Source organism: Bacillus sp. FSL M7-0307, assembly GCF_038627835.1.
Lineage (GTDB): Bacteria > Bacillota > Bacilli > Bacillales > Bacillaceae > Bacillus > Bacillus altitudinis.
The window spans coordinates 1,850,325-1,876,469 of record NZ_CP152023.1 but is presented as its reverse complement, the minus strand read 5'-3'; the positions used below and the strand labels follow the sequence as shown (position 1 = coordinate 1,876,469).

Annotated in this window: 18 protein-coding genes; 8 read left to right on the top strand and 10 right to left on the bottom strand. The window is 46.1% G+C overall.

Translation table 11 applies throughout. The annotated features are described in order from the left end of the window. Positions 1 to 121: 121 nt before the first annotated feature. From MHI41_RS09450 to MHI41_RS09430, 5 genes are all read left to right on the top strand, one after another. The gene (locus MHI41_RS09450; RefSeq protein WP_272511609.1) at positions 122 to 814 is read left to right on the top strand and encodes a DUF421 domain-containing protein; all 693 of its coding nucleotides are present in this window, start codon (positions 122 to 124) and stop codon (positions 812 to 814) included. A gap of 99 nt (positions 815 to 913) precedes the next feature. Next, on the top strand, positions 914 to 1,894 hold the full coding sequence (locus tag MHI41_RS09445; RefSeq protein ID WP_342494758.1) for a pectinesterase family protein: 981 nt from the start codon (positions 914 to 916) through the stop codon (positions 1,892 to 1,894). Between the two features lie 131 nt (positions 1,895 to 2,025). Then, positions 2,026 to 3,510: a D-alanyl-D-alanine carboxypeptidase/D-alanyl-D-alanine-endopeptidase gene (gene dacB / locus MHI41_RS09440; RefSeq protein ID WP_342494757.1), complete on the top strand. Its 1,485-nt coding sequence runs from the start codon at positions 2,026 to 2,028 to the stop codon at positions 3,508 to 3,510. Between the two features lie 19 nt (positions 3,511 to 3,529). Then, positions 3,530 to 4,897, top strand: a complete 1,368-nt coding sequence (locus MHI41_RS09435; RefSeq protein ID WP_342494756.1) for an MATE family efflux transporter — start codon at positions 3,530 to 3,532, stop codon at positions 4,895 to 4,897. A 64-nt stretch (positions 4,898 to 4,961) separates the two neighbouring features. After that, the gene (locus MHI41_RS09430) at positions 4,962 to 5,522 is read left to right on the top strand and encodes a CatB-related O-acetyltransferase (protein ID WP_272511607.1); all 561 of its coding nucleotides are present in this window, start codon (positions 4,962 to 4,964) and stop codon (positions 5,520 to 5,522) included. A gap of 31 nt (positions 5,523 to 5,553) precedes the next feature. Here the strand turns inward: MHI41_RS09430 and MHI41_RS09425 are convergent, their stop codons facing one another. Beyond that, a complete protein-coding gene (locus tag MHI41_RS09425) occupies positions 5,554 to 14,349 on the bottom strand; it encodes a hypothetical protein (RefSeq protein WP_342494755.1) in 8,796 nt (2,931 codons plus the stop codon). Positions 14,350 to 14,524: 175 nt separating this feature from the next. Between MHI41_RS09425 and MHI41_RS09420 the strand changes: the two genes are divergently transcribed. Then, positions 14,525 to 15,544, top strand: a complete 1,020-nt coding sequence (locus MHI41_RS09420; protein WP_342494754.1) for an LLM class flavin-dependent oxidoreductase — start codon at positions 14,525 to 14,527, stop codon at positions 15,542 to 15,544. Positions 15,545 to 15,583: 39 nt separating this feature from the next. Here the strand turns inward: MHI41_RS09420 and MHI41_RS09415 are convergent, their stop codons facing one another. After that, positions 15,584 to 16,204, bottom strand: coding sequence for a GPR1/FUN34/YaaH family transporter (locus MHI41_RS09415; protein ID WP_007499188.1), 621 nt, complete (start codon positions 16,202 to 16,204; stop codon positions 15,584 to 15,586). 148 nt (positions 16,205 to 16,352) lie between these two features. On the opposite strand from MHI41_RS09415, the gene MHI41_RS09410 reads away from it, so the two are divergent. Continuing rightward, positions 16,353 to 17,174: a uroporphyrinogen-III synthase gene (locus MHI41_RS09410; protein ID WP_024719426.1), complete on the top strand. Its 822-nt coding sequence runs from the start codon at positions 16,353 to 16,355 to the stop codon at positions 17,172 to 17,174. Positions 17,175 to 17,213: 39 nt separating this feature from the next. Here the strand turns inward: MHI41_RS09410 and MHI41_RS09405 are convergent, their stop codons facing one another. Genes MHI41_RS09405 through MHI41_RS09395 form a run of 3 tightly spaced genes read right to left on the bottom strand, consistent with a single transcriptional unit; the run spans position 17,214 to position 19,175 of the window. After that, the gene (locus tag MHI41_RS09405) at positions 17,214 to 17,816 is read right to left on the bottom strand and encodes a DedA family protein (protein ID WP_007499192.1); all 603 of its coding nucleotides are present in this window, start codon (positions 17,814 to 17,816) and stop codon (positions 17,214 to 17,216) included. Positions 17,817 to 17,869: 53 nt separating this feature from the next. Then, on the bottom strand, positions 17,870 to 18,751 hold the full coding sequence (galU, locus tag MHI41_RS09400; RefSeq protein ID WP_017359504.1) for a UTP--glucose-1-phosphate uridylyltransferase GalU: 882 nt from the start codon (positions 18,749 to 18,751) through the stop codon (positions 17,870 to 17,872). A gap of 4 nt (positions 18,752 to 18,755) precedes the next feature. Then, positions 18,756 to 19,175, bottom strand: coding sequence for a GtrA family protein (locus MHI41_RS09395; protein WP_342494753.1), 420 nt, complete (start codon positions 19,173 to 19,175; stop codon positions 18,756 to 18,758). 155 nt (positions 19,176 to 19,330) lie between these two features. On the opposite strand from MHI41_RS09395, the gene MHI41_RS09390 reads away from it, so the two are divergent. Continuing rightward, positions 19,331 to 19,561 carry an excisionase family DNA-binding protein gene (locus MHI41_RS09390; RefSeq protein WP_008346618.1) on the top strand — a complete coding sequence of 77 codons (231 nt, stop codon included), beginning with the start codon at positions 19,331 to 19,333 and terminating at the stop codon, positions 19,559 to 19,561. 43 nt (positions 19,562 to 19,604) lie between these two features. Here the strand turns inward: MHI41_RS09390 and MHI41_RS09385 are convergent, their stop codons facing one another. From MHI41_RS09385 to glcD, 5 genes are all read right to left on the bottom strand, one after another. Continuing rightward, on the bottom strand, positions 19,605 to 20,705 hold the full coding sequence (locus MHI41_RS09385) for a Ger(x)C family spore germination protein (RefSeq protein ID WP_230677016.1): 1,101 nt from the start codon (positions 20,703 to 20,705) through the stop codon (positions 19,605 to 19,607). Continuing rightward, a complete protein-coding gene (locus MHI41_RS09380; RefSeq protein WP_007499199.1) occupies positions 20,702 to 21,802 on the bottom strand; it encodes a GerAB/ArcD/ProY family transporter in 1,101 nt (366 codons plus the stop codon). The genes MHI41_RS09385 and MHI41_RS09380 overlap by 4 nt, the downstream gene beginning before the upstream one ends. Before the next feature lie 12 nt (positions 21,803 to 21,814). Continuing rightward, a complete protein-coding gene (locus MHI41_RS09375) occupies positions 21,815 to 23,311 on the bottom strand; it encodes a spore germination protein (protein ID WP_342494752.1) in 1,497 nt (498 codons plus the stop codon). A 69-nt stretch (positions 23,312 to 23,380) separates the two neighbouring features. Next, positions 23,381 to 24,721, bottom strand: coding sequence for a (Fe-S)-binding protein (locus tag MHI41_RS09370; protein WP_342494751.1), 1,341 nt, complete (start codon positions 24,719 to 24,721; stop codon positions 23,381 to 23,383). After that, entirely contained in the window at positions 24,721 to 26,127 is a 1,407-nt protein-coding gene (gene glcD, locus MHI41_RS09365; RefSeq protein ID WP_342494750.1) for a glycolate oxidase subunit GlcD, read from the bottom strand. Before glcD ends, MHI41_RS09370 begins: the two co-directional genes overlap by 1 nt. Between the last annotated feature and the right edge of the window lie 18 nt (positions 26,128 to 26,145).

Sequence of the window (26,145 nt, the reverse complement as noted above, 5' to 3'; positions counted from 1 at the left end):
TGGATCTAACAAAACGCTTGAGGAAGACGACGTCTTTATTTTACTGCCTTCATAAATGGTTTAGAACCTTCCTTTCCTGTACATGCTGTAAGTACATGCAGTGAGAAAGGAAGGTATATTTGTGCCATTTTTAAATATTTTGATTGAACTCTTTATCGGATTTTTTGCTTTATTTTCCATTACAAAGCTATTAGGGAAAACACAATTTGCACAAATCACGCCGTTTGATTTTATTTCTGCACTGATTTTAGGGGAGATGGTCGGTAACGCCATTTTTGATCCAGAAGTCAACGTGCTACATATCCTTTTTGCAGTTGCAGTCTGGGGCGTTTTAATCTACACAGTTGAATGGCTTTCACAAAAATTCAAATCCATTCGCGCCTTTTTAGAAGGAAGACCGACTCTTGTGATTGATAAAGGAAAGATTCACTATAATCGATTAAAGAAAAATATGCTCGATTTAAATCAGCTGCAGACGCTGATTCGAGCGAAAGGGCATTTTGCTCTTAATGAAATTGAATTTGCCATTTTGGAAACGGACGGGTCTGTGAGTGTACTTCCGAAAATGAAGTATGCACCAGCTACAGCAGAAGATGTGAACGTGAAAGGAAAAGAAGTCACATTACCTAGAACGTTTATTATCGACGGAGAGATTTTAAGAAAAGATTTAAAGGAAGCTGGATTTGATGAAGCGTGGCTGAGAGAGCAATTGAAAAAGCAGCACATTTCCTCCTATAAAGACGTCCTATTTTGTGAATGGATTGAAAATGAAGGAATTTATGCGATGAAATATGAAAAAACATCCACAACCTAACACAGTGGATGTTTTTTTGTGTTTTTTTGTTTTATAACTGAATAGGATCAAAAAGAATACGTCAATGAAAACGTTCACAATATAAGGGGGAGATGTGTGATGAAGTACGGAAAACGACTGCTGATGATGGTATTGGCCTTACTGCTTTTTGACTCAGCTTATGCGCAAGCAGCTGGACACAACCATCAAACAAACCGCGTGCTTATTGTCGATCAAAAAGGAAATGGGACATTTCGAACGGTTCAATCTGCCATTGATGCGATACCAGTGAACAATCAACAGCAAACGACGATATATATTAAAAATGGTGTGTATAAAGAAAAGATTCTTCTTCCGCAAAATAAGCCGTATGTGTCCTTTATTGGAGAAAATCAGTATCAGACGATTCTGACGTATGATGATACAAATGCAAGCAGCGGGAGCACAACCAATAGCTCTAGTACAATGATTCGGGCAAATCATTTTTACGCAGAAAATATCACGTTTCAAAATACAGCTGGCCGAAACGCAGGGCAGGCAGTTGCCCTTTATGTGTCTGGAGACCGGGCTGTGTTTAAACACGTACGTGTTCTCGGTTATCAAGATACACTATATGCCACAGGCACAGGAAGACAATATTATGAAAATTGCTATATCGAGGGCACGGTTGACTTCATATTTGGTTCAGCAACGGCTGTATTTAAAAGAGCTGAAATAAAAAGTCTTGGAAATGGGTATATTACAGCGGCATCCACAACAGAAGCGCAAAAGTATGGCTACGTTTTTATTGATTCCACATTAAATAAAGGAACGGCTGCGTCTCAATCTGTTTACTTAGGCCGTCCGTGGAGACCTCATTCGGCTGTCACGTTCCTCCAAACAAAAATGGATGAACATATTAAAGCTGAGGGATGGCATAACTGGGATAACAAAGACAACGAAAAAACGGCTAGATATCAAGAATATGGATCAACGGGCGCAGGGAGTCATGTGGCAAACCGGGTGAAGTGGTCAACGATATTAACAAAAAACGAAGCAAGTCAAATCACCGTTCAAGCCGTGCTTAGCGGAAGCGATGGCTGGAATCCTGAAAAAAGGTAAAAGAGGCTTGTCAGTTTTCGTCAAAGAAAGCTGACTTTTCTGTTTAAAAAACCTTTGAGAACAAACGTTCTTTTGTGTATAATGAACATAATCTGCTAAATTTGGCTGCTTTTCTAAAAAGGAGGGATTGCGTGAAACGTTTCTCACAGGTCATGTTTTTACAACTATGTATTTTGTCGATGTTATTTCTCCCTTTTTCAGTGAAAGATGAACAACTAACAGCTCATGATGATCAATCAAAATGGATCACTTCTTTAGACGAATTCATTCGAACAGCACCTGATCTAGAGGGCGCGATTGCTGGCATCAGCGTACGCGATACTTCTGACACTTCCCTTCTTTATGAACATCAAGCAGACATCCGTCTGACTCCTGCTTCTAATATGAAACTACTCACATCTGCTATCGCACTCGATCTACTGGGTGAAACACACACTTTTCCAACAGACGTTTGGATGGATGGTCCAATCCAAAAGAAAACATTGCACGGCAATCTTTATCTCCGAGGCACTGGAGACCCTACATTGTTAGAAAGCGATTTTGCCGCATTAGCCAAACAAGTCAAAAAGGCCGGAATACATACGATTCGTGGACAGCTTGCGGCTGATGATACTTGGTTTGATGACACAAGGTATTCCATCGATCTGCCGTGGAGTGATGAAGATCAATATTACGGCGCTCAAATATCTGCTCTTACTGCTTCACCGAATGAGGATTATGATGCAGGAACGATCATTCTCGAAGTTAAGCCGGGAAAGAAAGCAGGGCAGAAGGCCAGCTATGAGATGATCCCGAAGACTGACGTCGCTCAAGTTGTCAATCAAGTGAAAACTGTGCCAGAAGGAGGAAAGAAGAAAGTATCTTTTAAACGCTCTCACGGTACAAACAAAATTACACTGACTGGGACGATTCCGCTAAAAGCATCTTCGTCTAAACAATGGGTCGCATTATGGGAACCGACAACGTATGCTTTAGACTTAATGAAACGAGCATTAAAGGCTGAGGGGATTCAGCTGAAAGGACCACTCAAAACAAAACAAGTTCCTAAAAAAGCGAAAAAAATCGCTTCCCATTCATCAATGCCTTTATCCGATCTTCTTGTTCCGATGATGAAATTAAGCAACAATACACATGCAGAAATTCTGTTAAAAGAACTTGGGAAGCGGGTAAAGAACAAAGGAAGTTTTGACAAAGGGCTTGACGTGCTGAATGAACGCCTTCCTGCCTATGGCATAGATGCATCTATGACTGTGTTGAGAGACGGATCAGGCATATCACCCATTAACCTTGTTTCTGCAAACCAATTCACTTTATTTTTGACAAACATTCAAAAGGAAAAATGGTTTAACACCTATGTCCATGCACTTCCATTAGCTGGGGCAAGTGAGCGTATGGTGGGAGGTACATTAAGAAACAGATTGAAAGAACCAGCTACACTAGAAAAAGTGCGTGCAAAAACAGGTACGCTATCAACGGTCAGCACACTATCTGGATATATTGAAACGCAGAGTGGAAAAACGCTTGCTTTTTCCATCTTATTGAATCATCTCGTTGATGACGAAAAAGGAAAAGAGATAGAAGACCGCATTGTCAGCATATTAGCTGAGGATCTTTAGACAGAGAAGGAGAACCATCATGACGTTAGATAATAATCAATCTTTAGTAAAAACCATGTCGATCTTTCTAATTCCACTTTTATTAAGCAATATTTTGCAATCAATTGGACAGCTTGTTTCCATTGTGCTTGTCGGTAGATGGATTGGAGAGGATGCAGTAGCTGCGATTTCTGCATTCTTTCCACTTTTCTTTTTACTTGTTTCTTTTTCCATTGGGATTGGATCAGGGAGCTCGATCCTGATTGGACAAGCGTACGGAGCAAAAAATGAGCAGAGGTTAAAGGAAATTATCGGTACAACGCTTTCGTTCACCTTTTTAATCGGACTTTCTTTAGCTGTCATTGGAGGTTTTTTTGCCACAGATATTTTACATCTGATGGGGACACCTGCAAATATTGTGGAGGAAAGTGCGGCATATGCCAGAATCCTATTCATCTCCATGCCCATCTTATTTCTTTATTTTGTCTATACAACTTTTTTACGAGGAACAGGAGATTCTAAGACACCATTTTATTTCTTAATGATTAGTACAGGAACAAATATTTTATTGCTACCAATCTTATTATTCGGCTGGCTTGGATTACCGGCATTTGGTTTATATGGTGCTGCGTATTCTTCTGTGATTTCTACAATCGTTACGTTTATCATTCTTCATATCTATCTTTATAAAACAAAGCACCCGCTTCGCATTGATGCGTCGGTTAGAAAGCATTTATTGATGAAAGGAGATTTATTAAAAACGCTATTAAAGTTAAGTATCCCTTCTAGTATTAATATGATTCTCATTTCTTTATCAGAAATTGCTGTCATTTCTTTTGTCAACGATTATGGATCACAGGCGACCGCAGCTTATGGCGTTGTTAACCAAGTCGTAAGTTATGTACAGATGCCTGCAGTGAGCCTTGGTATTGCAGTATCTATTTTCGCCGCACAATTCATTGGCGCAGGAAACATGAATCGTTTGAAAGATGTCATTAAAATTGGGCTGGGGCTAAACTTTGCGATAGGCGGATTGATTATTATTTTCGTCTATATTTTCGCACCACAAATTTTATCTATCTTTTTAACAGATCCTGCAACGATTGACATTGCATATAGTTTGGTCGTGATTACCCTATGGAGCTATCTCATTTTTGGAACGGCGCAAATCGTTGCAGCCACAATGAGAGCAAGCGGAACAGTGCTATGGCCGACCATCTTTAGTATTTGTTCCATTTGGCTTGTTGAAGTACCAGTTGCTTATGTGCTATCACACTATACATCGCTGGGGATCAAAGGAATCTGGATAGGCTATCCTGCAGCCTTTTTTGTAAACTTATTGCTCCAATATGGCTATTATCGACTAGTATGGAAGAAAAAGCAGATCGTTGCACTTGTCCAATCATAATGTGAGCCTATCATCTGGCATATACATACGAAGATCGATTACTTTGTAGGGGGTCTGATCTTCTATGTTTTTAAACCAAAGAAGTGAGCTCAGTTCGTATGATATCGGTGACTTCACTTATGCTGGACCAGATTTTCAAGTCTTGACGTGGGGAGAAGGGACAACGCTGAATGTGGGGAAGTTTTGTTCCATCGCAAACGAAGTAAAAGTTTTTCTTGGTGGTGAACACCGAACAGATTGGGTCACGACGTATCCCTTCAATCAAATTTTCACAGATGCTGCCCACATTGAAGGACATCCACGATCAAAAGGAGATGTGTGTATAGGGCACGATGTTTGGATTGGATATGGAGCAACGATCATGTCAGGGGTACATATAGGAAACGGGGCAGTCATTGGAGCAAATAGTCTGATTACAAAAGATGTGCCACCATATGCGATTGTCGCAGGGAACCCGCAACGGCTCATGAAATATCGATTTTCTTCGGATATCATTGAAAAACTTCAGTTATTAGAATGGTGGAACTTAGAGTTTTCGTTCATACAGTCTATTTTTCACCTCTTGCAATCTCATGATATTGACCGTTGTATAAGCGTAATTGAAGATAGAAAAAAGAAAGGCTGACAGAGCCTTTCTTTTTTTATCTTCGTTTCACTTAGCTGAGTCTGATGATGGTAAGTGATGCACCGGTTGCACCACCACCTATTAGAATGGCTGTTACAACCGCTCCGAAAAATTGTAATGAAATTGTATTTCCTGCTGTTAAATTGACAATAACTGTATTGCTCATAAAAGTTGTGGATACGGCAGACGACTGAATTGAACCTGGAATAGCAGTTGATCCATTCAACCATAGCCTTGTGCTCACTAAAAGTGCAGCAGTGGTATTTACTTGATATGTGATATAGTATTTACCTGTTTGCTGGACTGTGAATGTATCATTTGAACCATTCGGCGTAAATCCATTAATATTTTGATTACTTGGTAAAGCAATGTTCGTACCACCAACAATAGTAATGATTGTAGGACCTGTTGTATTTCCAGCATAAAGTGCCGTATCAGTTGGACCGCTAGCTCCAGTTGCACCAGTGATTCCAGTAGCTCCAGTTGGGCCGGTGCCTCCAGTTGCACCAGTGATTCCAGTAGCTCCAGTTGGGCCGGTGCCTCCAGTGGCACCAGTGATTCCAGTAGCTCCAGTTGGGCCGGTGCCTCCAGTGGCACCAGTGATTCCAGTAGCTCCAGTTGGGCCGGTGCCTCCAGTGGCACCAGTGATTCCAGTAGCTCCAGTTGGGCCGGTGCCTCCAGTGGCACCAGTGATTCCGGTAGCTCCAGTTGGACCGGTGCCTCCAGTGGCACCAGTGATTCCAGTAGCTCCAGTTGGACCGGTGCCTCCAGTGGCACCAGTGATTCCAGTAGCTCCAGTTGGACCGGTGTCTCCAGTGGCACCAGTGATTCCAGTAGCTCCAGTTGGACCGGTGCCTCCAGTGGCACCAGTGATTCCAGTAGCTCCAGTTGCACCAGTGGCTCCAGTCGCACCCGTATCACCGGTTGGACCAGTAGGTCCGGTATCTCCAGTGGATCCAGTAACTCCGGTGGCACCAGTGATTCCAGTAGCTCCAGTTGGACCGGTGCCTCCAGTGGCACCAGTGATTCCAGTAGCTCCAGTTGGACCGGTGTCTCCAGTGGCACCAGTGATTCCAGTAGCTCCAGTTGGACCGGTGCCTCCAGTGGCACCAGTGATTCCAGTAGCTCCAGTTGCACCAGTGGCTCCAGTCGCACCCGTATCACCGGTTGGACCAGTAGGTCCGGTATCTCCAGTGGATCCAGTAACTCCGGTGGCACCGGTTGGACCAGTATCTCCAGTTACACCAGTGGCACCAGTAGGCCCGGTATCTCCAGTTACACCAGTTGCACCCGTATCACCGGTAGGCCCGGTATCACCAGTTACACCAGTAGCACCGGTAGGTCCGGTATCTCCAGTTACTCCAGTATCTCCAGTTGATCCTGCTGCAGCCAGTAATGTGTAGTCTGGGGAAGTATCTGGTGTACCTGTCGGTGGTGCAGTATTTACTACATACGTACTGCCATTAAAGGTCACTACTTGCCCTACCGGGTAAGTAGGACTTACTACCGGATCAAACGCTTCAATTCCTGTTAATCCTACACCGGTAGGCCCGGTATCTCCAGTTACACCAGTGGCACCAGTAGGCCCAGTATCTCCAGTTACTCCAGTGGCTCCGGTAGGGCCAGTAGCTCCAGTTACTCCAGTATCACCGGTTGGACCAGTAGGTCCGGTATCACCAGTTACACCAGTGGCTCCAGTATCACCGGTTGGACCAGTAGGTCCGGTATCTCCAGTGGATCCAGTAACTCCGGTGGCACCGGTTGGACCAGTATCACCAGTAACTCCAGTCGCACCAGTTATACCAGTATCTCCAGTAGCTCCAGTAACTCCGGTGGCACCAGTAGGCCCGGTATCTCCAGTAGCTCCAGTAACTCCGGTGGCACCAGTAGGCCCGGTATCTCCAGTTACACCAGTCGCACCAGTAGGCCCGGTATCACCAGTTACACCAGTCGCACCGGTAGGTCCGGTATCACCAGTCGCACCCGTATCTCCGGTAGGCCCGGTATCTCCAGTAGCTCCAGTAACTCCGGTGGCTCCAGTAGGTCCGGTATCACCAGTTACACCAGTGGCTCCAGTATCACCGGTTGGACCAGTAGGTCCGGTATCTCCAGTGGATCCAGTAACTCCGGTGGCACCGGTAGGCCCAGTATCTCCAGTTACTCCAGTGGCACCAGTAGGCCCAGTATCTCCAGTAGCTCCAGTAACTCCGGTGGCACCAGTAGGCCCGGTATCTCCAGTAGCACCAGTGGCTCCAGTATCTCCAGTAGGTCCAGTATCTCCAGTTACACCAGTGGCTCCGGTAGGCCCAGTATCTCCAGTTACTCCAGTGGCACCAGTAGGCCCAGTATCTCCAGTTACACCAGTGGTACCAGTAGGCCCAGTATCTCCAGTTACACCAGTGGCACCAGTCGCACCAGTAGGCCCGGTATCACCAGTTACACCAGTCGCACCAGTAGGCCCGGTATCACCAGTTACACCAGTCGCACCGGTAGGTCCGGTATCACCAGTCGCACCCGTATCTCCGGTAGGCCCGGTATCTCCAGTCGCACCCGTATCACCGGTAGGTCCGGTATCACCAGTTACACCAGTGGCTCCAGTATCACCGGTTGGACCAGTAGGTCCGGTATCTCCAGTGGATCCAGTATCACCGGTTGGACCAGTAGGTCCGGTATCTCCAGTGGATCCAGTAACTCCGGTGGCACCGGTTGGACCAGTATTACCAGTCGCACCCGTATCTCCGGTTGGACCAGTATCTCCAGTTACTCCAGTGGCACCAGTAGGCCCAGTATCTCCAGTTACACCAGTGGTACCAGTAGGCCCAGTATCTCCAGTTACACCAGTGGCTCCGGTAGGCCCAGTAGCTCCAGTTACTCCAGTGGCTCCGGTAGGGCCAGTAGCTCCAGTTACTCCAGTATCACCGGTTGGACCAGTAGGTCCGGTATCACCAGTTACACCAGTGGCTCCAGTATCACCGGTTGGACCAGTAGGTCCGGTATCACCAGTGGATCCAGTAACTCCGGTGGCACCGGTTGGACCAGTATCACCAGTAACTCCAGTCGCACCAGTTATACCAGTATCTCCAGTAGCTCCAGTAACTCCGGTGGCACCAGTAGGCCCGGTATCTCCAGTAGCTCCAGTAACTCCGGTGGCACCAGTAGGCCCGGTATCTCCAGTTACACCAGTCGCACCAGTAGGCCCGGTATCACCAGTTACACCAGTCGCACCGGTAGGTCCGGTATCACCAGTCGCACCCGTATCTCCGGTAGGCCCGGTATCTCCAGTAGCTCCAGTAACTCCGGTGGCTCCAGTAGGTCCGGTATCACCAGTTACACCAGTGGCTCCAGTATCACCGGTTGGACCAGTAGGTCCGGTATCTCCAGTGGATCCAGTAACTCCGGTGGCACCGGTAGGCCCAGTATCTCCAGTAGCTCCAGTAACTCCGGTGGCACCAGTAGGCCCGGTATCTCCAGTAGCACCAGTGGCTCCAGTATCTCCAGTAGGTCCAGTATCTCCAGTTACACCAGTGGCTCCGGTAGGCCCAGTATCTCCAGTTACTCCAGTGGCACCAGTAGGCCCAGTATCTCCAGTTACACCAGTGGTACCAGTAGGCCCAGTATCTCCAGTTACACCAGTGGCACCAGTCGCACCAGTAGGCCCGGTATCACCAGTTACACCAGTCGCACCAGTAGGCCCGGTATCACCAGTTACACCAGTCGCACCGGTAGGTCCGGTATCACCAGTCGCACCCGTATCTCCGGTAGGCCCGGTATCTCCAGTCGCACCCGTATCACCGGTAGGTCCGGTATCACCAGTTACACCAGTGGCTCCAGTATCACCGGTTGGACCAGTAGGTCCGGTATCTCCAGTGGATCCAGTATCACCGGTTGGACCAGTAGGTCCGGTATCTCCAGTGGATCCAGTAACTCCGGTGGCACCGGTTGGACCAGTATTACCAGTCGCACCCGTATCTCCGGTAGGCCCGGTATCTCCAGTAACTCCGGTGGCACCAGTAGCACCAGTGGATCCAGTCGCACCAGTAGGTCCAGTATCTCCAGTTACACCAGTGGCTCCGGTAGGCCCAGTAGCTCCAGTTACTCCAGTGGCACCAGTAGGCCCAGTAGCTCCAGTTACACCAGTGGCTCCGGTAGGGCCAGTAGCTCCAGTTACTCCAGTATCACCGGTTGGACCAGTAGGTCCGGTATCACCGGTAGGCCCGGTATCTCCAGTTACACCAGTCGCACCGGTAGGCCCGGTATCTCCAGTTACACCAGTCGCACCGGTTGGACCAGTATCACCAGTTACACCAGTCGCACCGGTAGGTCCGGTATCACCAGTCGCACCCGTATCTCCGGTAGGCCCGGTATCTCCAGTCGCACCCGTATCACCGGTAGGTCCGGTATCACCAGTTACACCAGTCGCACCGGTAGGTCCGGTATCACCAGTCGCACCCGTATCTCCAGTAGCTCCAGTAACTCCGGTGGCACCAGTAGGCCCGGTATCACCAGTTACACCAGTGGCTCCAGTCGCACCAGTAGGTCCAGTATCACCAGTTACACCAGTATCACCAGTAGGTCCAGTTACACCAGTCGCACCGGTAGGTCCGGTATCTCCAGTTACTCCAGTATCTCCAGTTGATCCTGCTGCAGCCAGTAATGTGTAGTCTGGGGAAGTATCTGGTGTACCTGTCGGTGGTGCAGTATTTACTACATACGTACTGCCATTAAAGGTCACTACTTGCCCTACCGGGTAAGTAGGACTTACTACCGGATCAAACGCTTCAATTCCTGTTAATCCTACACCGGTAGGCCCAGTAGCTCCAGTGGCACCAGTAGGCCCAGTAGCTCCAGTTACACCAGTGGCTCCGGTAGGCCCAGTAGCTCCAGTTACTCCAGTGGCTCCGGTAGGCCCGGTATCTCCAGTAGCTCCAGTAACTCCGGTGGCACCAGTAGGCCCGGTATCACCAGTTACACCAGTCGCACCGGTAGGTCCAGTATCACCAGTTACACCAGTCGCACCGGTAGGTCCGGTATCACCAGTCGCACCCGTATCTCCGGTAGGCCCGGTATCTCCAGTCGCACCCGTATCACCGGTAGGTCCGGTATCACCAGTTACACCAGTGGCTCCAGTATCACCGGTTGGACCAGTAGGTCCGGTATCTCCAGTGGATCCAGTATCACCGGTTGGACCAGTAGGTCCGGTATCTCCAGTGGATCCAGTAACTCCGGTGGCACCGGTTGGACCAGTATTACCAGTCGCACCCGTATCTCCGGTTGGACCAGTATCTCCAGTTACTCCAGTGGCACCAGTAGGCCCAGTATCTCCAGTTACACCAGTGGTACCAGTAGGCCCAGTATCTCCAGTTACACCAGTGGCTCCGGTAGGCCCAGTAGCTCCAGTTACTCCAGTGGCTCCGGTAGGGCCAGTAGCTCCAGTTACTCCAGTATCACCGGTTGGACCAGTAGGTCCGGTATCACCAGTTACACCAGTGGCTCCAGTATCACCGGTTGGACCAGTAGGTCCGGTATCACCAGTGGATCCAGTAACTCCGGTGGCACCGGTTGGACCAGTATCACCAGTAACTCCAGTCGCACCAGTTATACCAGTATCTCCAGTAGCTCCAGTAACTCCGGTGGCACCAGTAGGCCCGGTATCTCCAGTAGCTCCAGTAACTCCGGTGGCACCAGTAGGCCCGGTATCTCCAGTTACACCAGTCGCACCAGTAGGCCCGGTATCACCAGTTACACCAGTCGCACCGGTAGGTCCGGTATCACCAGTCGCACCCGTATCTCCGGTAGGCCCGGTATCTCCAGTAGCTCCAGTAACTCCGGTGGCTCCAGTAGGTCCGGTATCACCAGTTACACCAGTGGCTCCAGTATCACCGGTTGGACCAGTAGGTCCGGTATCTCCAGTGGATCCAGTAACTCCGGTGGCACCGGTAGGCCCAGTATCTCCAGTAGCTCCAGTAACTCCGGTGGCACCAGTAGGCCCGGTATCTCCAGTAGCACCAGTGGCTCCAGTATCTCCAGTAGGTCCAGTATCTCCAGTTACACCAGTGGCTCCGGTAGGCCCAGTATCTCCAGTTACTCCAGTGGCACCAGTAGGCCCAGTATCTCCAGTTACACCAGTGGTACCAGTAGGCCCAGTATCTCCAGTTACACCAGTGGCACCAGTCGCACCAGTAGGCCCGGTATCACCAGTTACACCAGTCGCACCAGTAGGCCCGGTATCACCAGTTACACCAGTCGCACCGGTAGGTCCGGTATCACCAGTCGCACCCGTATCTCCGGTAGGCCCGGTATCTCCAGTCGCACCCGTATCACCGGTAGGTCCGGTATCACCAGTTACACCAGTGGCTCCAGTATCACCGGTTGGACCAGTAGGTCCGGTATCTCCAGTGGATCCAGTATCACCGGTTGGACCAGTAGGTCCGGTATCTCCAGTGGATCCAGTAACTCCGGTGGCACCGGTTGGACCAGTATTACCAGTCGCACCCGTATCTCCGGTAGGCCCGGTATCTCCAGTAACTCCGGTGGCACCAGTAGCACCAGTGGATCCAGTCGCACCAGTAGGTCCAGTATCTCCAGTTACACCAGTGGCTCCGGTAGGCCCAGTAGCTCCAGTTACTCCAGTGGCACCAGTAGGCCCAGTAGCTCCAGTTACACCAGTGGCTCCGGTAGGGCCAGTAGCTCCAGTTACTCCAGTATCACCGGTTGGACCAGTAGGTCCGGTATCACCGGTAGGCCCGGTATCTCCAGTTACACCAGTCGCACCGGTAGGCCCGGTATCTCCAGTTACACCAGTCGCACCGGTTGGACCAGTATCACCAGTTACACCAGTCGCACCGGTAGGTCCGGTATCACCAGTCGCACCCGTATCTCCGGTAGGCCCGGTATCTCCAGTCGCACCCGTATCACCGGTAGGTCCGGTATCACCAGTTACACCAGTCGCACCGGTAGGTCCGGTATCACCAGTCGCACCCGTATCTCCAGTAGCTCCAGTAACTCCGGTGGCACCAGTAGGCCCGGTATCACCAGTTACACCAGTGGCTCCAGTCGCACCAGTAGGTCCAGTATCACCAGTTACACCAGTATCACCAGTAGGTCCAGTTACACCAGTCGCACCGGTAGGTCCGGTATCTCCAGTTACTCCAGTATCTCCAGTTGATCCTGCTGCAGCCAGTAATGTGTAGTCTGGGGAAGTATCTGGTGTACCTGTCGGTGGTGCAGTATTTACTACATACGTACTGCCATTAAAGGTCACTACTTGCCCTACCGGGTAAGTAGGACTTACTACCGGATCAAACGCTTCAATTCCTGTTAATCCTACACCGGTAGGCCCAGTAGCTCCAGTGGCACCAGTAGGCCCAGTAGCTCCAGTTACACCAGTGGCTCCGGTAGGCCCAGTAGCTCCAGTTACTCCAGTGGCTCCGGTAGGCCCGGTATCTCCAGTAGCTCCAGTAACTCCGGTGGCACCAGTAGGCCCGGTATCACCAGTTACACCAGTCGCACCGGTAGGTCCAGTATCACCAGTTACACCAGTCGCACCGGTAGGTCCAGTATCACCAGTTACACCAGTCGCACCGGTAGGTCCGGTATCACCAGTTACACCAGTCGCACCGGTAGGTCCGGTATCACCAGTTACACCAGTGGCACCAGTAGGCCCAGTAGCTCCAGTTACACCAGTGGCACCAGTAGGCCCAGTAGCTCCAGTTACACCAGTGGCTCCGGTAGGCCCAGTAGCTCCAGTTACTCCAGTGGCACCAGTAGGCCCAGTAGCTCCAGTTACACCAGTGGTACCAGTAGGCCCAGTATCACCAGTTACACCAGTGGCTCCGGTAGGCCCAGTAGCTCCAGTTACTCCAGTATCACCGGTTGGACCAGTAGGTCCGGTATCACCAGTTACACCAGTGGCTCCAGTATCACCGGTTGGACCAGTAGGTCCGGTATCTCCAGTGGATCCAGTAACTCCGGTGGCACCGGTTGGACCAGTATCACCAGTAACTCCAGTCGCACCAGTTATACCAGTATCTCCAGTAGCTCCAGTAACTCCGGTGGCACCAGTAGGCCCGGTATCACCAGTTACACCAGTAGCACCAGTAGGCCCGGTATCACCAGTTACACCAGTCGCACCGGTAGGTCCGGTATCACCAGTTACACCAGTAGCACCAGTAGGCCCGGTATCACCAGTTACACCAGTCGCACCGGTAGGCCCAGTAGCTCCAGTTACACCAGTGGCACCAGTCGCACCCGTATCACCGGTAGGCCCGGTATCTCCAGTCGCACCCGTATCACCGGTAGGCCCGGTATCTCCAGTTGCACCCGTATCACCGGTAGGCCCGGTATCACCAGTTACACCAGTCGCACCGGTAGGTCCGGTATCACCAGTCGCACCCGTATCACCGGTAGGCCCGGTATCTCCAGTCGCACCCGTATCACCGGTAGGTCCGGTATCACCAGTTACACCAGTGGCTCCAGTAGGTCCGGTATCTCCGGTAGGCCCGGTATCACCAGTTACACCAGTCGCACCGGTAGGTCCGGTATTTCCAGTGGATCCAGTAACTCCGGTCGCACCTGTAGCACCGGTAGGCCCAGTAACACCAGTAGAACCTCTTTTTACAATCTTATTATTTGTTTTTTTTCGTCCTTTTGCTTTAGCACAAGTGCTGTGATGTTTAACAACTTTTTTCTTTTTACATTCTCGTTTAAGAAGAGGGCAATCATCAAATGTAGGTCTATCGTGACGAGATTTTCTGTAATGAGGTTGCCAATCATGATTTTTTCCGCAAAAGGGACATTTGTTATCGTACTGATTATACAAATTCCCCATCTCCTAAAAGTTAATATTTTATTCTATGTGGAAATTTTAAAAGCGGAATTGAGCTTAATGATATTTTTTAGTTCGAAGTTCATCGAATCAAATCATTTAAAAGTTAAATCGTTTTATGTTATGGTGTGGAAAGGATGAAACTAGTATGATTTTTGACAGAAATGGGGCATCATGTATGAGTCAATCAGTTTTACAACACACAGCATATTCCGTGTTAAATTTATCCTCTGTAACAGAAGGTGGCACAATCAAAGATTCATTTGAACATAGTATGGATTTAGCAAAAAAAGCTGAGAAGTGGGGCTACCATCGATATTGGCTTGCAGAGCATCATAATATGGAAGGAGTTGCGAGTTCAGCAACGTCTGTTTTGATTGGATATATTGCTGGAGGGACCGAAAAGATCCGAGTTGGTTCTGGGGGGATTATGCTTCCCAACCACTCTTCACTTGTCATTGCAGAACAATTTGGAACACTGGAGACTTTGTATCCAGGGAGAATTGATTTAGGTCTAGGCAGGGCACCCGGAACAGACCAGTTAACAGCAAGGGCACTTAGACGTAATCTTCATCATGGGGAGAATTTCCCTGAGCAGCTTGAAGAACTTCGGCAATATTTCAAACCGACTGGTCAGGTCAAAAAACATGTTAGAGCTGTTCCAGGAGAAGGGTTGGATATACCAATTTGGCTTCTTGGTTCAAGTGGTTTTAGCGCTAGACTTGCAGGAGAACTTGGGCTGCCATTTGCTTTTGCGGCACATTTCTCACCTAAAAACACCATTCCTGCTTTAGAATTATACAGACAGTCATTTCAACCTTCAGATGTGTTAAAAGAACCTTATGCGATGGTTGGTGTGACGATTTTTGCTGCTGATCAAACAGAGCGGGCTGAATATTTGGCGACGTCTCATTATCAGCGATTCTTGAGCCTTATTCGTAATACACCAGGAAAACTCAAAGCCCCTGTTGAAAGTATGGATGGGTTATGGAGTCCATATGAGAAGGCGATGGTGGACGAACAATTAAGTTCGACGATGATCGGGGATAAACAAAAGGTGAAAAAAGAGTTAGAAGCCTTTATTGAAGCGACTCAAGCAGATGAAGTCATGATTAATTCTGATATGTTTGACCATCAAGAAAGAATGCGTTCTTATGAAATCATTGCAGAGATATTTCAAGAGGAACAAGAAAAATAAGAATAAAAAAAAGAACTGCCAAGAGCAGTTCTTTTTTATTTATGCTTTAGTAAACACTCGAAATGGTTGTCCAACTGGCAGTACTGTACGACCAAAATGTGTATTCAGCACAACAGCTGCAGAACCATAAAATGAAAGAAGAGAAATAATCAATTCTGCAATACCAGCCATCGTATGAGTCACATCGTACATCACACCAAACGAGCTTAGGGACAGGCCAATGAATAAGAAATCAATAAAGACGAAAATCAAAAACAATACTTTATGTGTTTCCATTGCACCGATCGTCATAAATAAGCTGAAAATCAAATAACCAATAAAAGCAAAACCTAGTTGTTTTGGATCCGCAGCTCCCGCAAGCGTTTTCCCAAAAACGCCAGCTTGAATGAGCCAAGTGGTTCCAACACCCATCCAAAAAAGACCGAATGCGCCGAAGGCAGTGGCTCCAAAAATATTATGATGCTTTGAATCTTGTATGGACGCGATCAGCTGCGCGATTCCTCCAAGGAAGATAGCCCAAGGTAAAATAAGAGATGTGCCATCTGTGATTCCTAGTTTTTGTGAAGACGCAACAAGCGTCACCATTGCTAAACCAAACAAACCAAGTGGTGTTGGGTCAGCGATTGATAATCGAATTGCTTGAACATTCTGTTTTTCCATAATGACCTCCTACAATTTGCACTTACAAAAGATACTCGAATTCGATAGAAACGTCAAGCTCTTTTTTAGTAGACACTTGCAACGTCTTCCAAATAAATCTATATTTAATACAATACATCATACATGTGATAGAAAAAGAGGGATGAGAATGAGTAAAGGCTTAGCTGGAAAGACCATTGCCATATGTGGAACAAGAAAAACAGAAGAAATGCGTACACTTGTTGAAAAGCAAGGAGGACAAGCTGTTATTCGTTCTCTTCAGGGCACTGTATTTTTAGCCAAAGAGGAATTGAAGCCAGGCATAGAAACCTTTGTAAAGAAGGGAGCTGACTGGGTCATTTTAACAACGGGTATCGGCACAGACACATTAATTGAAAGTGCAGAAGAGCTGCAGCTTGGAGAAGCATTTATGAACATTTTATCAAGTGCCCATATCGCTTCAAGAGGATACAAAACGTTCGCGGCTCTAAAAAAACACGGCATTCAGCCTGATGTTTCTGATGAAGATGGAACCGTTCGTGACCTCATTTCAAAGTTAGAAGACAAAGAACTTCAAGGTAAACGGGTCATGGTGCAGCTTCACGGCGAAAATGCACCAGCTCTCATTGATTTTTTACATCACAAGGGAGCAGACGTTTTGCAGCTCATGCCATATCAGCACACGCCCCCTGAACCAGAGGCGGCAGACACTTTGCTTCAAGAAATGAAAGAAGGGAAGGTCCATGCCGTTTGTTTTACAACCGCTGTTCAGGTTCATGCCTTTTTCAAACTAGCAGAAGAATGGGGCAAAAAAGAAGAACTGCAACATCTATTCGAGCAGCATGTATTAGCTGTAGCTGTTGGAAAAGTCACAGCTGAAGCTTTAAAAGAAGAGGGGATAAGCCGCATTCTAGCCCCATCACTTGAAAGAATGGGTGCAATGATTATGGAATTATCTCAATATATGAAAAAACAATCGACGCACGCATAGAAAAAACGCCTTTCACATGACGAGTGAAAGGCGTTTTTGTTAGATTGTCCGTTTTCGATTTGTGCGAATTTTTTTCAAAACGAAATACAGTACGATGAGAACAATGGCAATGACCATAATTGGTGTTGTATACGTGTGAGCGACACTTTGAATGTGGTCCCATTTTGTCCCAAGCTGCATTCCAAGGTAAATAAATAGGATGGACCAAGGGATGGCGGCTAATCCGGTCAAAAGAACAAATTTGAGAAATGGCATCTTTGCAATACCAGCTGGAATCGAGATCGCGTGGCGCACGACTGGGATAAAACGAGCTGTAAATACGACACCAGTTCCATATCGGTCAAACCAGCGTTCTGCCGTGGCAATATGATGCTCATGGATGAATAAATACTTCCCATACTTTGTTAAAAAAGGTCTTCCGCCGTAAAGGCCGATCCAGTAAATAAAGCACTGGGCAAGTGTTCCTCCAATAACCCCAGCGATGACGGCTCCAACAAATCCTATGCTTCCTGTTGACACCATATATCCGCCGTAGGCAAGTACAATTTCACTCGGGATAATTTCAATCATCAGTCCAAGTGCAACACCTGCGTAACCAAGGCTTGTCAGCCAGGTTAAAATTTCATTAAACAAGGTTCCCATTCATTTCACTCTGCCTTTAAATACGAATTTTCTTCAAGCATCCTTATAAGAGCCTATGCTTGTTTTGCTTCTCTCATGAGTATGCTTTGCATATAGGCTAGCATGGCTGTCCGCATATCATGACGCATCAATCCAATTTCAGCCGCTGCCTTAAATGAGCCCAGCTTATCACCAACGTCAAATCTCATCCCATCTAATTGTTTTGCATAAATGGGTGATTCATGTGCAATGATTTTCAGGGCATCTGTCAGCTGGATTTCGTTCCCGGCACCTCTCTCGATTCCTTGAAGAATAGGAAAAATCGATGGTGTTAACAAATACCTGCCCATCACGGCTAAATCGGAAGGAGCTTCATGAATAGCTGGCTTTTCCACTAAGTCTGTGACTTCAAACACTTGACCGTCTACTCTAGCTGGTCTTATCATACCATACTTACTGACATCTAGACGATCCACTTGCTGGACGCCAATGACCTCTCTTTGTTTGTCTTCAAAGACTTCCATGAGCTGAGAGAGTGCAGGTCTTTCTGACACCATGACATCATCACCTAAAAGGACCGCAAAAGGATCATTGCCAGTAAAATGACGTGCACATAATACCGCATGTCCAAGACCTAAGGGCTCCTTTTGACGAATATAATGAATATTGGCCATATCCGCAATATGTTTGATTTCAGCTAACTGTTCATTTTTCCCTTTTTCAAGCAACGTGTGTTCTAGCTCAATCGAACGGTCAAAGTGATCTTCAATTGATTTTTTATTTCTTCCTGTGATAATTAGTATATCTTCAATGCCTGATTGAACAGCCTCCTCAACTATGTATTGAATAGCGGGTTTGTCGATAATCGGCAGCATTTCCTTTGGCTGTGCTTTCGTTGCGGGTAAAAAACGTGTGCCTAATCCGGCTGCTGGTATAACGGCTTTTTTGATGTTCATTGAATCATCGCTCCATTTCTGATGGTTTATTTTCTGATGGAAACACCCATAGGCGGCTTCCAGTAAAAGTGATCATCATGCCAAGAAGGGTACCAATCGCTTTACTAATGAATAATGAGAAACCTGCTTGCTGCATGACATATAAGACAACATAGGTGAGGAGACACGCTGCGCCGTTGACTGTGGTCCACTTGATCCATTCCCACCTGTCAGCTTTCTTTTTTACTTGGAACGTCCATTTTCGATTCCAAACATAACTGTTCAGCATTCCTGCAGTATAGGACAGGCATTGTGCAAGAAAAGAGGGAACAAAGCAGGCAGTTAAAAAAAAGAAGAGCAGAAAGTCAATCATCGTATTGCTTGCACCTACAGTTAAAAATGTGGCATAGGTCCGAATATTTTTCTTTGTCATGCGAAGGATCATCACCTCCTAGTGTTTGAGTGGGTGTATGAATACTGTACAAAAGCGAGTTGACGAATCAGTGAAGAAAAGATGAAAAAAACATGAACAAGCGATATCTGTTTTTTCACCAGCTCGTGATATAATTTGTAAGATGAAACGAACGGTGGTGCACATGCATGTATTTAACAATTGGAGAAACAGCTGAATACTTAGAAGTATCTGAAGCATATGTTGAAAAATTAATCCAGCAAAAAAAGATTCGTTACGTATTTGACGGGGAATCGTATCTCATTTATCAAGGGCAGTTTCAAACCCATATGAAACAGCTAGAACAATATAAAGAGCTCATTCAAGACATCTTAAATGAACCAATCCCTGAGGATCCGGATGTAAAAGATGAAGATTAAAAAAGCCTGTACGAGAAGGGAGAACCTTTTCATACAGGCTTTTTTATTGGCTGACACCCGTTTGGACAATGTTCATATGACAATTCACTTGGACATCTGCATCAGGGTAGATTTTTTGCCATTTCTCCGGTGTCATGGCTTTATCTTTAGAGCGATATCTCAAACCAAGTCCAAGTGGATCAATTTTTTGCTTTTTAAAGGATTGAACAAGGTCTTTTCCTTGCTGGGCCACACGCTTCTCCACTTCTTTTTCAACATGCTGCAAGATAGAAGGCGTATCGATTTTTTTTGATTTCATAAATTCTTTTAACTCACCTTTCAGCTTGATATCAATGGTGATATGAGGCTTTTTTGAAAGGTTTTCAGTTGGTTTAATGTGATAAGACACATGTGATTTGATATTTTCAATGACAACATGGGTTTTCTTTGTGTCATTAAATCGAAACTCATAAATCCCATTTTTATGATTTTCAATCATCGCTTTAAACGTAAACGTATCTTCCCCTGGAATATGCCCAACCATTTTTTCTTGATCAAAAAGAGCGACACCTGACACTTTAATAGAGTTGCTTGTATTTTTAATGTAAGGGAGGTAGGCATCCACGCCTTTTGCCATCATCTGATTCATAAAAATATGCTGATTGGTCACAGGTTGATTGCCATTTCGCATGTTTTGGGCCAGCAAATCTGAAAGATATACACCGATATTTAAGTTGGTTTGATTCATCTTTGTATACAACAAATCTTCAACTTCTCCGCCTACTATGGCAAATACTTGACGGGACCCAATGATCGGATCACGATAAATGTAATTCATCAAATCAATCATACCCACTTCTTTCGCCAGCTTTTCACTTATTAAAATCACGAGTACTTGTCCCATGACAACGGGGAAAGGCGATTTTTCCGACACAAGAAACTGAATATTACTAATGGTATTTGACTTAGCACTTACAATTTGATAGCTTCCTTGTTCTTCGCTTTTAAAAACAGGGAAAACAAAGAAGCCCTTCATTTCTCCATCATCCAATAAGTCAAATCCCGCTGCCTGCGAGATACTTAATTCATCTAAGAGACGAGGCTGTGCACAGCTCGTTAAGAAAAGGCTCAATAACATGAGACACACGAGAATATAATGTTTCATGCGCGTTTTTTCACCCACCTTTTTTTCAGCAGCAGCCCAATGATCATACATCCAGTCAATCCATATATGAGGATATATCCGCTATATTCCACCCATTTATTAAACGTCTCAAAAGAGGTGGCCTCGATCAAAAATGAAAACATGACGAGAATGAGAAGGCTGAGAACAATTAACGTCATGCGTTGGCTCGTGTGAAACACTTGTTTTGCCATTCTGCTGGCTGCCCATAATGGAATGGCGATATTTGGAACGATAAGCAAAAGCCATAGTGACACTTCAATAAATTCAAAGCGCTGGATAAACGGAAGTTTGACAATGCTGGTTAATGTCAATGTTGGCCATTTCGTTAGTTCGAGCTGAGCACTTGAGTAGTACGCTATAGAGACGAGAAATACAAGCAAATTCAGGCATGTAGTCAGCAACACTCCCATATGTGCAAATTTTTGCGACGTTTGTGCTTTTTTAATAAAGGGATAATAGACAAGCAATGTTCCAAAACCAAACATGGATAAAGAGGCATCTTTGACCCCCATCATGAGTTGTGAAAATGAATGATCAAACATGGGGAACATAAACCGGATGTGACTATATTTCATGACATAAAAGCAGATAAAGGTCATCCAGTACGTTAGGACAATGCTAAAGAATGCCCAGCCAGCGATTGTTCTAAATCCGCCTGTGTGAATGTAATAGACAAGAATGAGTAGCACTGATGCAAATAGAAGACCGGGAATTTCTTTAAACAGCCAAACATGGATTACATCCATATAATGAACAAGCACAATCAAAGACAATGAAGAAAAATACAAAATGTAGAGAATGTTGATGAATTGTCCGAGCCATTTACCAAACACAGATTGCGTAATGTCACTAAATTCGTCAGTAGGTGCTTTTTTAAACAAAAAGTAAATGAGGAAGATCATCAAATTGACGCTTGCACCAGCAATTAAAATGGCGATCCACCCATCATTATTAATCGTCCGCACAAGATTCGTCTGGAAATTTAAAATACCAACACCTACTTGATTGGCATTGATCAGAAAAAACACAAAAAAAGGGGATACTTGAAATTTTTCTTTCACAGAAGAAGAGCTCATGCCTTCACTTCCTTATTCATAAAAATCATTTTTCCCCTTACGGCCTTGCTTTGGCTTTTGGCGGTGTATCGTTTCATTTTGCGGACGTAAATTTTCTGGACGTTTTTTCAAAAAGCGGAGTTGGGGCCGAATCAAACTACCTTTTAAATCGGCCAATCGAAGTGGAAAGATTGGCTCTAAGTAAGGCTGGCCTATAGACGTTAATTTCATTAAATGTGTAAGAAGAAAAGCCCCCATTAGCGAAATCCCTAGCGCTCCCCACACTTGTGCAGCAAAAAGAAATGGGAAACGTAAGAGACGAATGGTCGTCCCCATTTTATATATAGGGGTGACAAAAGAGGCAAGAGCTGATAATGCGACGATAATGAGCAGGATATTACTTGTTAATCCCGCTGCAACCGCAGCCTGTCCGATCACAATACCTCCAACAATACCAAGCGTCTGTCCGACTTTTGCAGGAAGGCGAGACCCGGCTTCCCTAAGTAGCTCAATCGATATCTCTAAAAATAATGCTTCAATAATAGGCGGAAAGGGTACGAGATAGCGTGATGCGACAATCGTTTCTAATAAGTCCTTAGGAATCAGTTCATAGTGAAACGTTAAAACTGCTACATACAAAGGGGTTGCAAAAATAGAAAATATCACTGCAAAAATGCGTAACAGCCGAAAGGAGGATGCTGCGATCCAAGACATGTTATAGTCTTCCATTGTAGAAAAATACTCGAGTAAAATTGTAGGTGCAAGCAGGGTATGAGGCGAACCGTCAACCATAATGGCTATTTTTCCTTCCGTTAAACCTGAGGAAACCCTGTCTGGCCGTTCTGTATTTAAAAACAATGGAAAGATTGTATTGGACACATCATAAAGCATTTGCGCAAGATAATTAGAATCTAGAATTTGGTCGTAGTCAACATCTTGAACCCGCTGAAGAACGGTTTCAATGTTCTGCGGGTTGGCGATATTCTCTATGTATACAACGGCTACTTTCGTTTGAGAAAGGGTACCAACTGTGTGTTCAACTACTTTAAGGTCAGGAGTGGGCAGTCTGCGCCTAATCAAGTTTAAGTTTGTGTCCAGCCCTTCCACAAATGCTTCCTGCGCACTAATGATTCCGAATTCAATCTCAGGTTGGCTCACTTGTCTGCCTTTCTTTTCTTCAATCGGCAAAAGGAGCGCTTTGCCCCAGTCTGTCTCAATTCGAACAGCAATACTGCCTCGATGAAGAGCTTCTTCCACTTTTTGAAGGTCATTCGTAATCACAGCTTGTTCAATTGGGATGTGTTCTTTCAGCTCTTCAAGGGTGGGTGTCAGATGCAATTGTTGAATAAAAGGCAAGATTTGTTCATGAAGGAGATTGCCATTAATTAAAGAACGAAAAAAAGAGATTCTATAAAGGAAACCTCCGGAACTTGATAATTCATTGATAAAATCAGAGGAACGCGATAGTGCCTCAAATACTGAATTCGGGTCTTTCTGTTTTGATTTGTTTTTCTTCAGCACTTGAACCATCTCCTTCCGCGATTTGCCTCTATTATCCAACCAATCGTCTGAAGATATGCATAAAAAAAGCGTTCAGCTTCATGAGCTGGACGCTTTTTTTCCATATTGAACGGCTTCTAATAAAAAGTCAGCCAGATGAATCGCTCTCATGCTAGGCATATGTCCTGCCTTTTTGACGCCTGCTGCCATTTGTAATTGACAGCCTGGATTCGACGTCACAATGGCAGCTGCAGCTGTATTGCTCGCTTCAGTCATTTTATGATCTAAAATTTGCATCGACATGTCTGGCTGCAAGATATTGTAGATTCCTGCAGATCCGCAGCAGCGGCCGGCATCTTTCATTTCTTTAAACGTTACCCCTTGAATGGCTTTCATGAGCACCCTCGGCGCCTGTTGTACATTCATCCCATTTCGTAAATGACAGGAGTCTTGATAAGTGATCACTTGCGCTGGCAAAGCCAGTGGCACGCGGCGGTGAAACTCCAGCTCCACAAGGATGCTTGATATATCGGTTATTTTCTGTGAGAAGGCTTTACTTCGTTTTTGAAAATTTGGATCATCCTGAAGCAAATGACCGTATTCACTTAAAAAGGCGCCGCAGCCGCCCGCGTTCATGACAATCGCATCGGCATCTGTTTCCTCGAATGCTTCAATATTCCGCTTAGCTAACTGTTTTGCTTGGTCTTTTTCTCCGCTATGACCATGTAGCGCGCCGCAGCACGTTTGTATAGGAGGAATGATCACATCGCAGCCTGCCAGCTGCAAGAGATGAATGGTCGCTTTGTTTGTGTTTGAGAAAACTGTATCCATTAAACAGCCAGTAAAAAACGCCACCCTTTTTTTTGCCTGACCAATGGCTTTATATTCATTCAAACGTTTTTTCTTTTGAGGCGGCACCTTTGGAAGTGCCTGTTCCATCAACTGTAAATGGGAGGGAAGCACCTTCAGTATGCGAGTCTTCCTGGCGGCTGTTTGCAGACCAGATGTTTGATAAAATCGAAGAAAACTAGCAGCTTGTCGCATACGACTTTGTGAAGGAAAGAGACCTTTAAACACAACACGTCTCATCAATTTGACAGGAAATGATTGTTTTTTATGTTGTTGAATAATGTCTCTTGCATCTTCTAGCAGCTGTCCATACTTGACGCCAGATGGGCAGACTGGTTCACATGCACGGCAACCAAGACAAAGATTAAGGGAATGTTCAACATCTTCATCTGGCTCAATGACGCCATCTCTTACAGCTTTCATTAACGCAATTCGGCCCCGAGGGGAGTGCGTTTCTTGTTGTCCAGATTCAATATAGGTAGGGCAGGAAGGGAGGCAGAATCCGCAGCGCATGCAATTAAGCAGCTCCTTTTCATCCATTTGCTCCTGAAACTGCTGCTGGATCTCTTTTTGCTTAGAAGAAGAACTCATCAGACCACCACCCGCTTTCTCGAGGCTTTTCCAAACACTTTATCTGGGTTCATGATATGTGCCGGGTCAAGTGCCTGTTTAATCGCCTTCATTGCAGCGATTCCTTCTTTTTTGACCTTTAGCTCCAAATAGGGGGCTTTCATGAGACCAACGCCATGTTCGCCTGTAATCGTGCCGCCAAGTGCAACGGCTTTTTCAAAAATGGCCTGAAAGGCAGCTTCTACACGTTTCATTTCTTCTTCATTTCTTGCATCTGTCGCACAAGTGGGGTGTAAGTTGCCATCACCTGCATGACCAAACGTACAAATGTTCACCTCGTACTTTCGTGCAATGTCTTCGATTGCACGAACCATATTGGCAATTTCAGACCGGGGAACGGTCGCATCTTCTAAAATCGTTGTAGGACTTAATCGAGCGAGGGCAGATAAAGCAGAGCGTCTCGCTGTTAAGAGCGCACTTGCCTCTTCTTCTGAATGTGCGATCTTGACGCTTTTAGCCCCGTGCTGCTCACAGACTTCTGCGATTTTTTGGATATCACGAGAAACAGCTTCAGGGTTGCCGTCCTGTTCAATTAATAACACAGCTTGAACGTCAGTAGGCAGGCCGATGTTTGCAAAATCTTCAACAACTTCAAGGGTCGGCTGATCCATAAATTCTAATGTAGCAGGAATGATACGCTCAGCAATGACGGCCGATACAGAAGTCGCAGCTTCTTCAAGGCTTTCGTATAAACAAAGCATTGTTTGTTTCGTTTCTGGAAGCGGCAGGAGCTTTAGCACTGCTTCTGTGACAATCCCGAGTGTTCCTTCTGAACCAACGAACAATCGAGTCATATCATATCCAGCGACATCTTTTGCAAGCTTTCCGCCTGTTTTGATGATGTCACCATTTGGCAAAACCACTTCAAGCCCAAGGACATAATCCCTTGTCACTCCATACTTTAACCCCCGCAGCCCCCCTGAATTTTCGTTAATATTGCCGCCTAATGTGGAAATTTTCATAGAACTTGGATCAGGTGGGTAGAAGAGGCCTTTTTCCTCTACTTGATGAATCAACTCCTGCGTAATTAAGCCAGGCTGCACCGTTGCGGTGAGGTTTTCTTCGTCTATTTCTAAGAGTTGGTTCATTCTAGTAAAGAGAATCACCAATCCGCCCTGAGTAGGGCATGTTCCTGCGCAAAGATTCGTCCCTGAGCCTCTTGGGACGATCGGCACCTTGTAAGAGGCGCACAGTTTCACAATTTGCTGCACTTCTTCAGCCTTGTGAGGCCGCACGATCGCATCTGGCATATGTTGAAAATTTGGTGTCGCATCATAAGAGTAGGCAAGACGATCTGCCTTGCTGTCTTGAACATAGGACGCACCGACAATCTCTTTTAATTGATTTGAAAATTCTGAATCCAGCATATACAATCACTCCCGTTC

Coding starts and splice junctions, on each gene's coding strand:
- MHI41_RS09445 (WP_342494758.1), top strand. CDS start 914: ATGAAGTACGGAAAACGACTGCTGATGATGGTATTGGCCTTACTGCTT.
- MHI41_RS09435 (WP_342494756.1), top strand. CDS start 3,530: ATGACGTTAGATAATAATCAATCTTTAGTAAAAACCATGTCGATCTTT.
- MHI41_RS09430 (WP_272511607.1), top strand. CDS start 4,962: ATGTTTTTAAACCAAAGAAGTGAGCTCAGTTCGTATGATATCGGTGAC.
- MHI41_RS09425 (WP_342494755.1), bottom strand. CDS start 14,349: ATGGGGAATTTGTATAATCAGTACGATAACAAATGTCCCTTTTGCGGA.
- MHI41_RS09420 (WP_342494754.1), top strand. CDS start 14,525: ATGAGTCAATCAGTTTTACAACACACAGCATATTCCGTGTTAAATTTA.
- MHI41_RS09415 (WP_007499188.1), bottom strand. CDS start 16,204: ATGGAAAAACAGAATGTTCAAGCAATTCGATTATCAATCGCTGACCCA.
- MHI41_RS09410 (WP_024719426.1), top strand. CDS start 16,353: ATGAGTAAAGGCTTAGCTGGAAAGACCATTGCCATATGTGGAACAAGA.
- MHI41_RS09405 (WP_007499192.1), bottom strand. CDS start 17,816: ATGGGAACCTTGTTTAATGAAATTTTAACCTGGCTGACAAGCCTTGGT.
- galU (WP_017359504.1), bottom strand. CDS start 18,751: ATGAACATCAAAAAAGCCGTTATACCAGCAGCCGGATTAGGCACACGT.
- MHI41_RS09395 (WP_342494753.1), bottom strand. CDS start 19,175: ATGATCCTTCGCATGACAAAGAAAAATATTCGGACCTATGCCACATTT.
- MHI41_RS09390 (WP_008346618.1), top strand. CDS start 19,331: ATGTATTTAACAATTGGAGAAACAGCTGAATACTTAGAAGTATCTGAA.
- MHI41_RS09385 (WP_230677016.1), bottom strand. CDS start 20,705: ATGAAACATTATATTCTCGTGTGTCTCATGTTATTGAGCCTTTTCTTA.
- MHI41_RS09380 (WP_007499199.1), bottom strand. CDS start 21,802: ATGAGCTCTTCTTCTGTGAAAGAAAAATTTCAAGTATCCCCTTTTTTT.
- MHI41_RS09375 (WP_342494752.1), bottom strand. CDS start 23,311: ATGGTTCAAGTGCTGAAGAAAAACAAATCAAAACAGAAAGACCCGAAT.
- MHI41_RS09370 (WP_342494751.1), bottom strand. CDS start 24,721: ATGAGTTCTTCTTCTAAGCAAAAAGAGATCCAGCAGCAGTTTCAGGAG.
- glcD (WP_342494750.1), bottom strand. CDS start 26,127: ATGCTGGATTCAGAATTTTCAAATCAATTAAAAGAGATTGTCGGTGCG.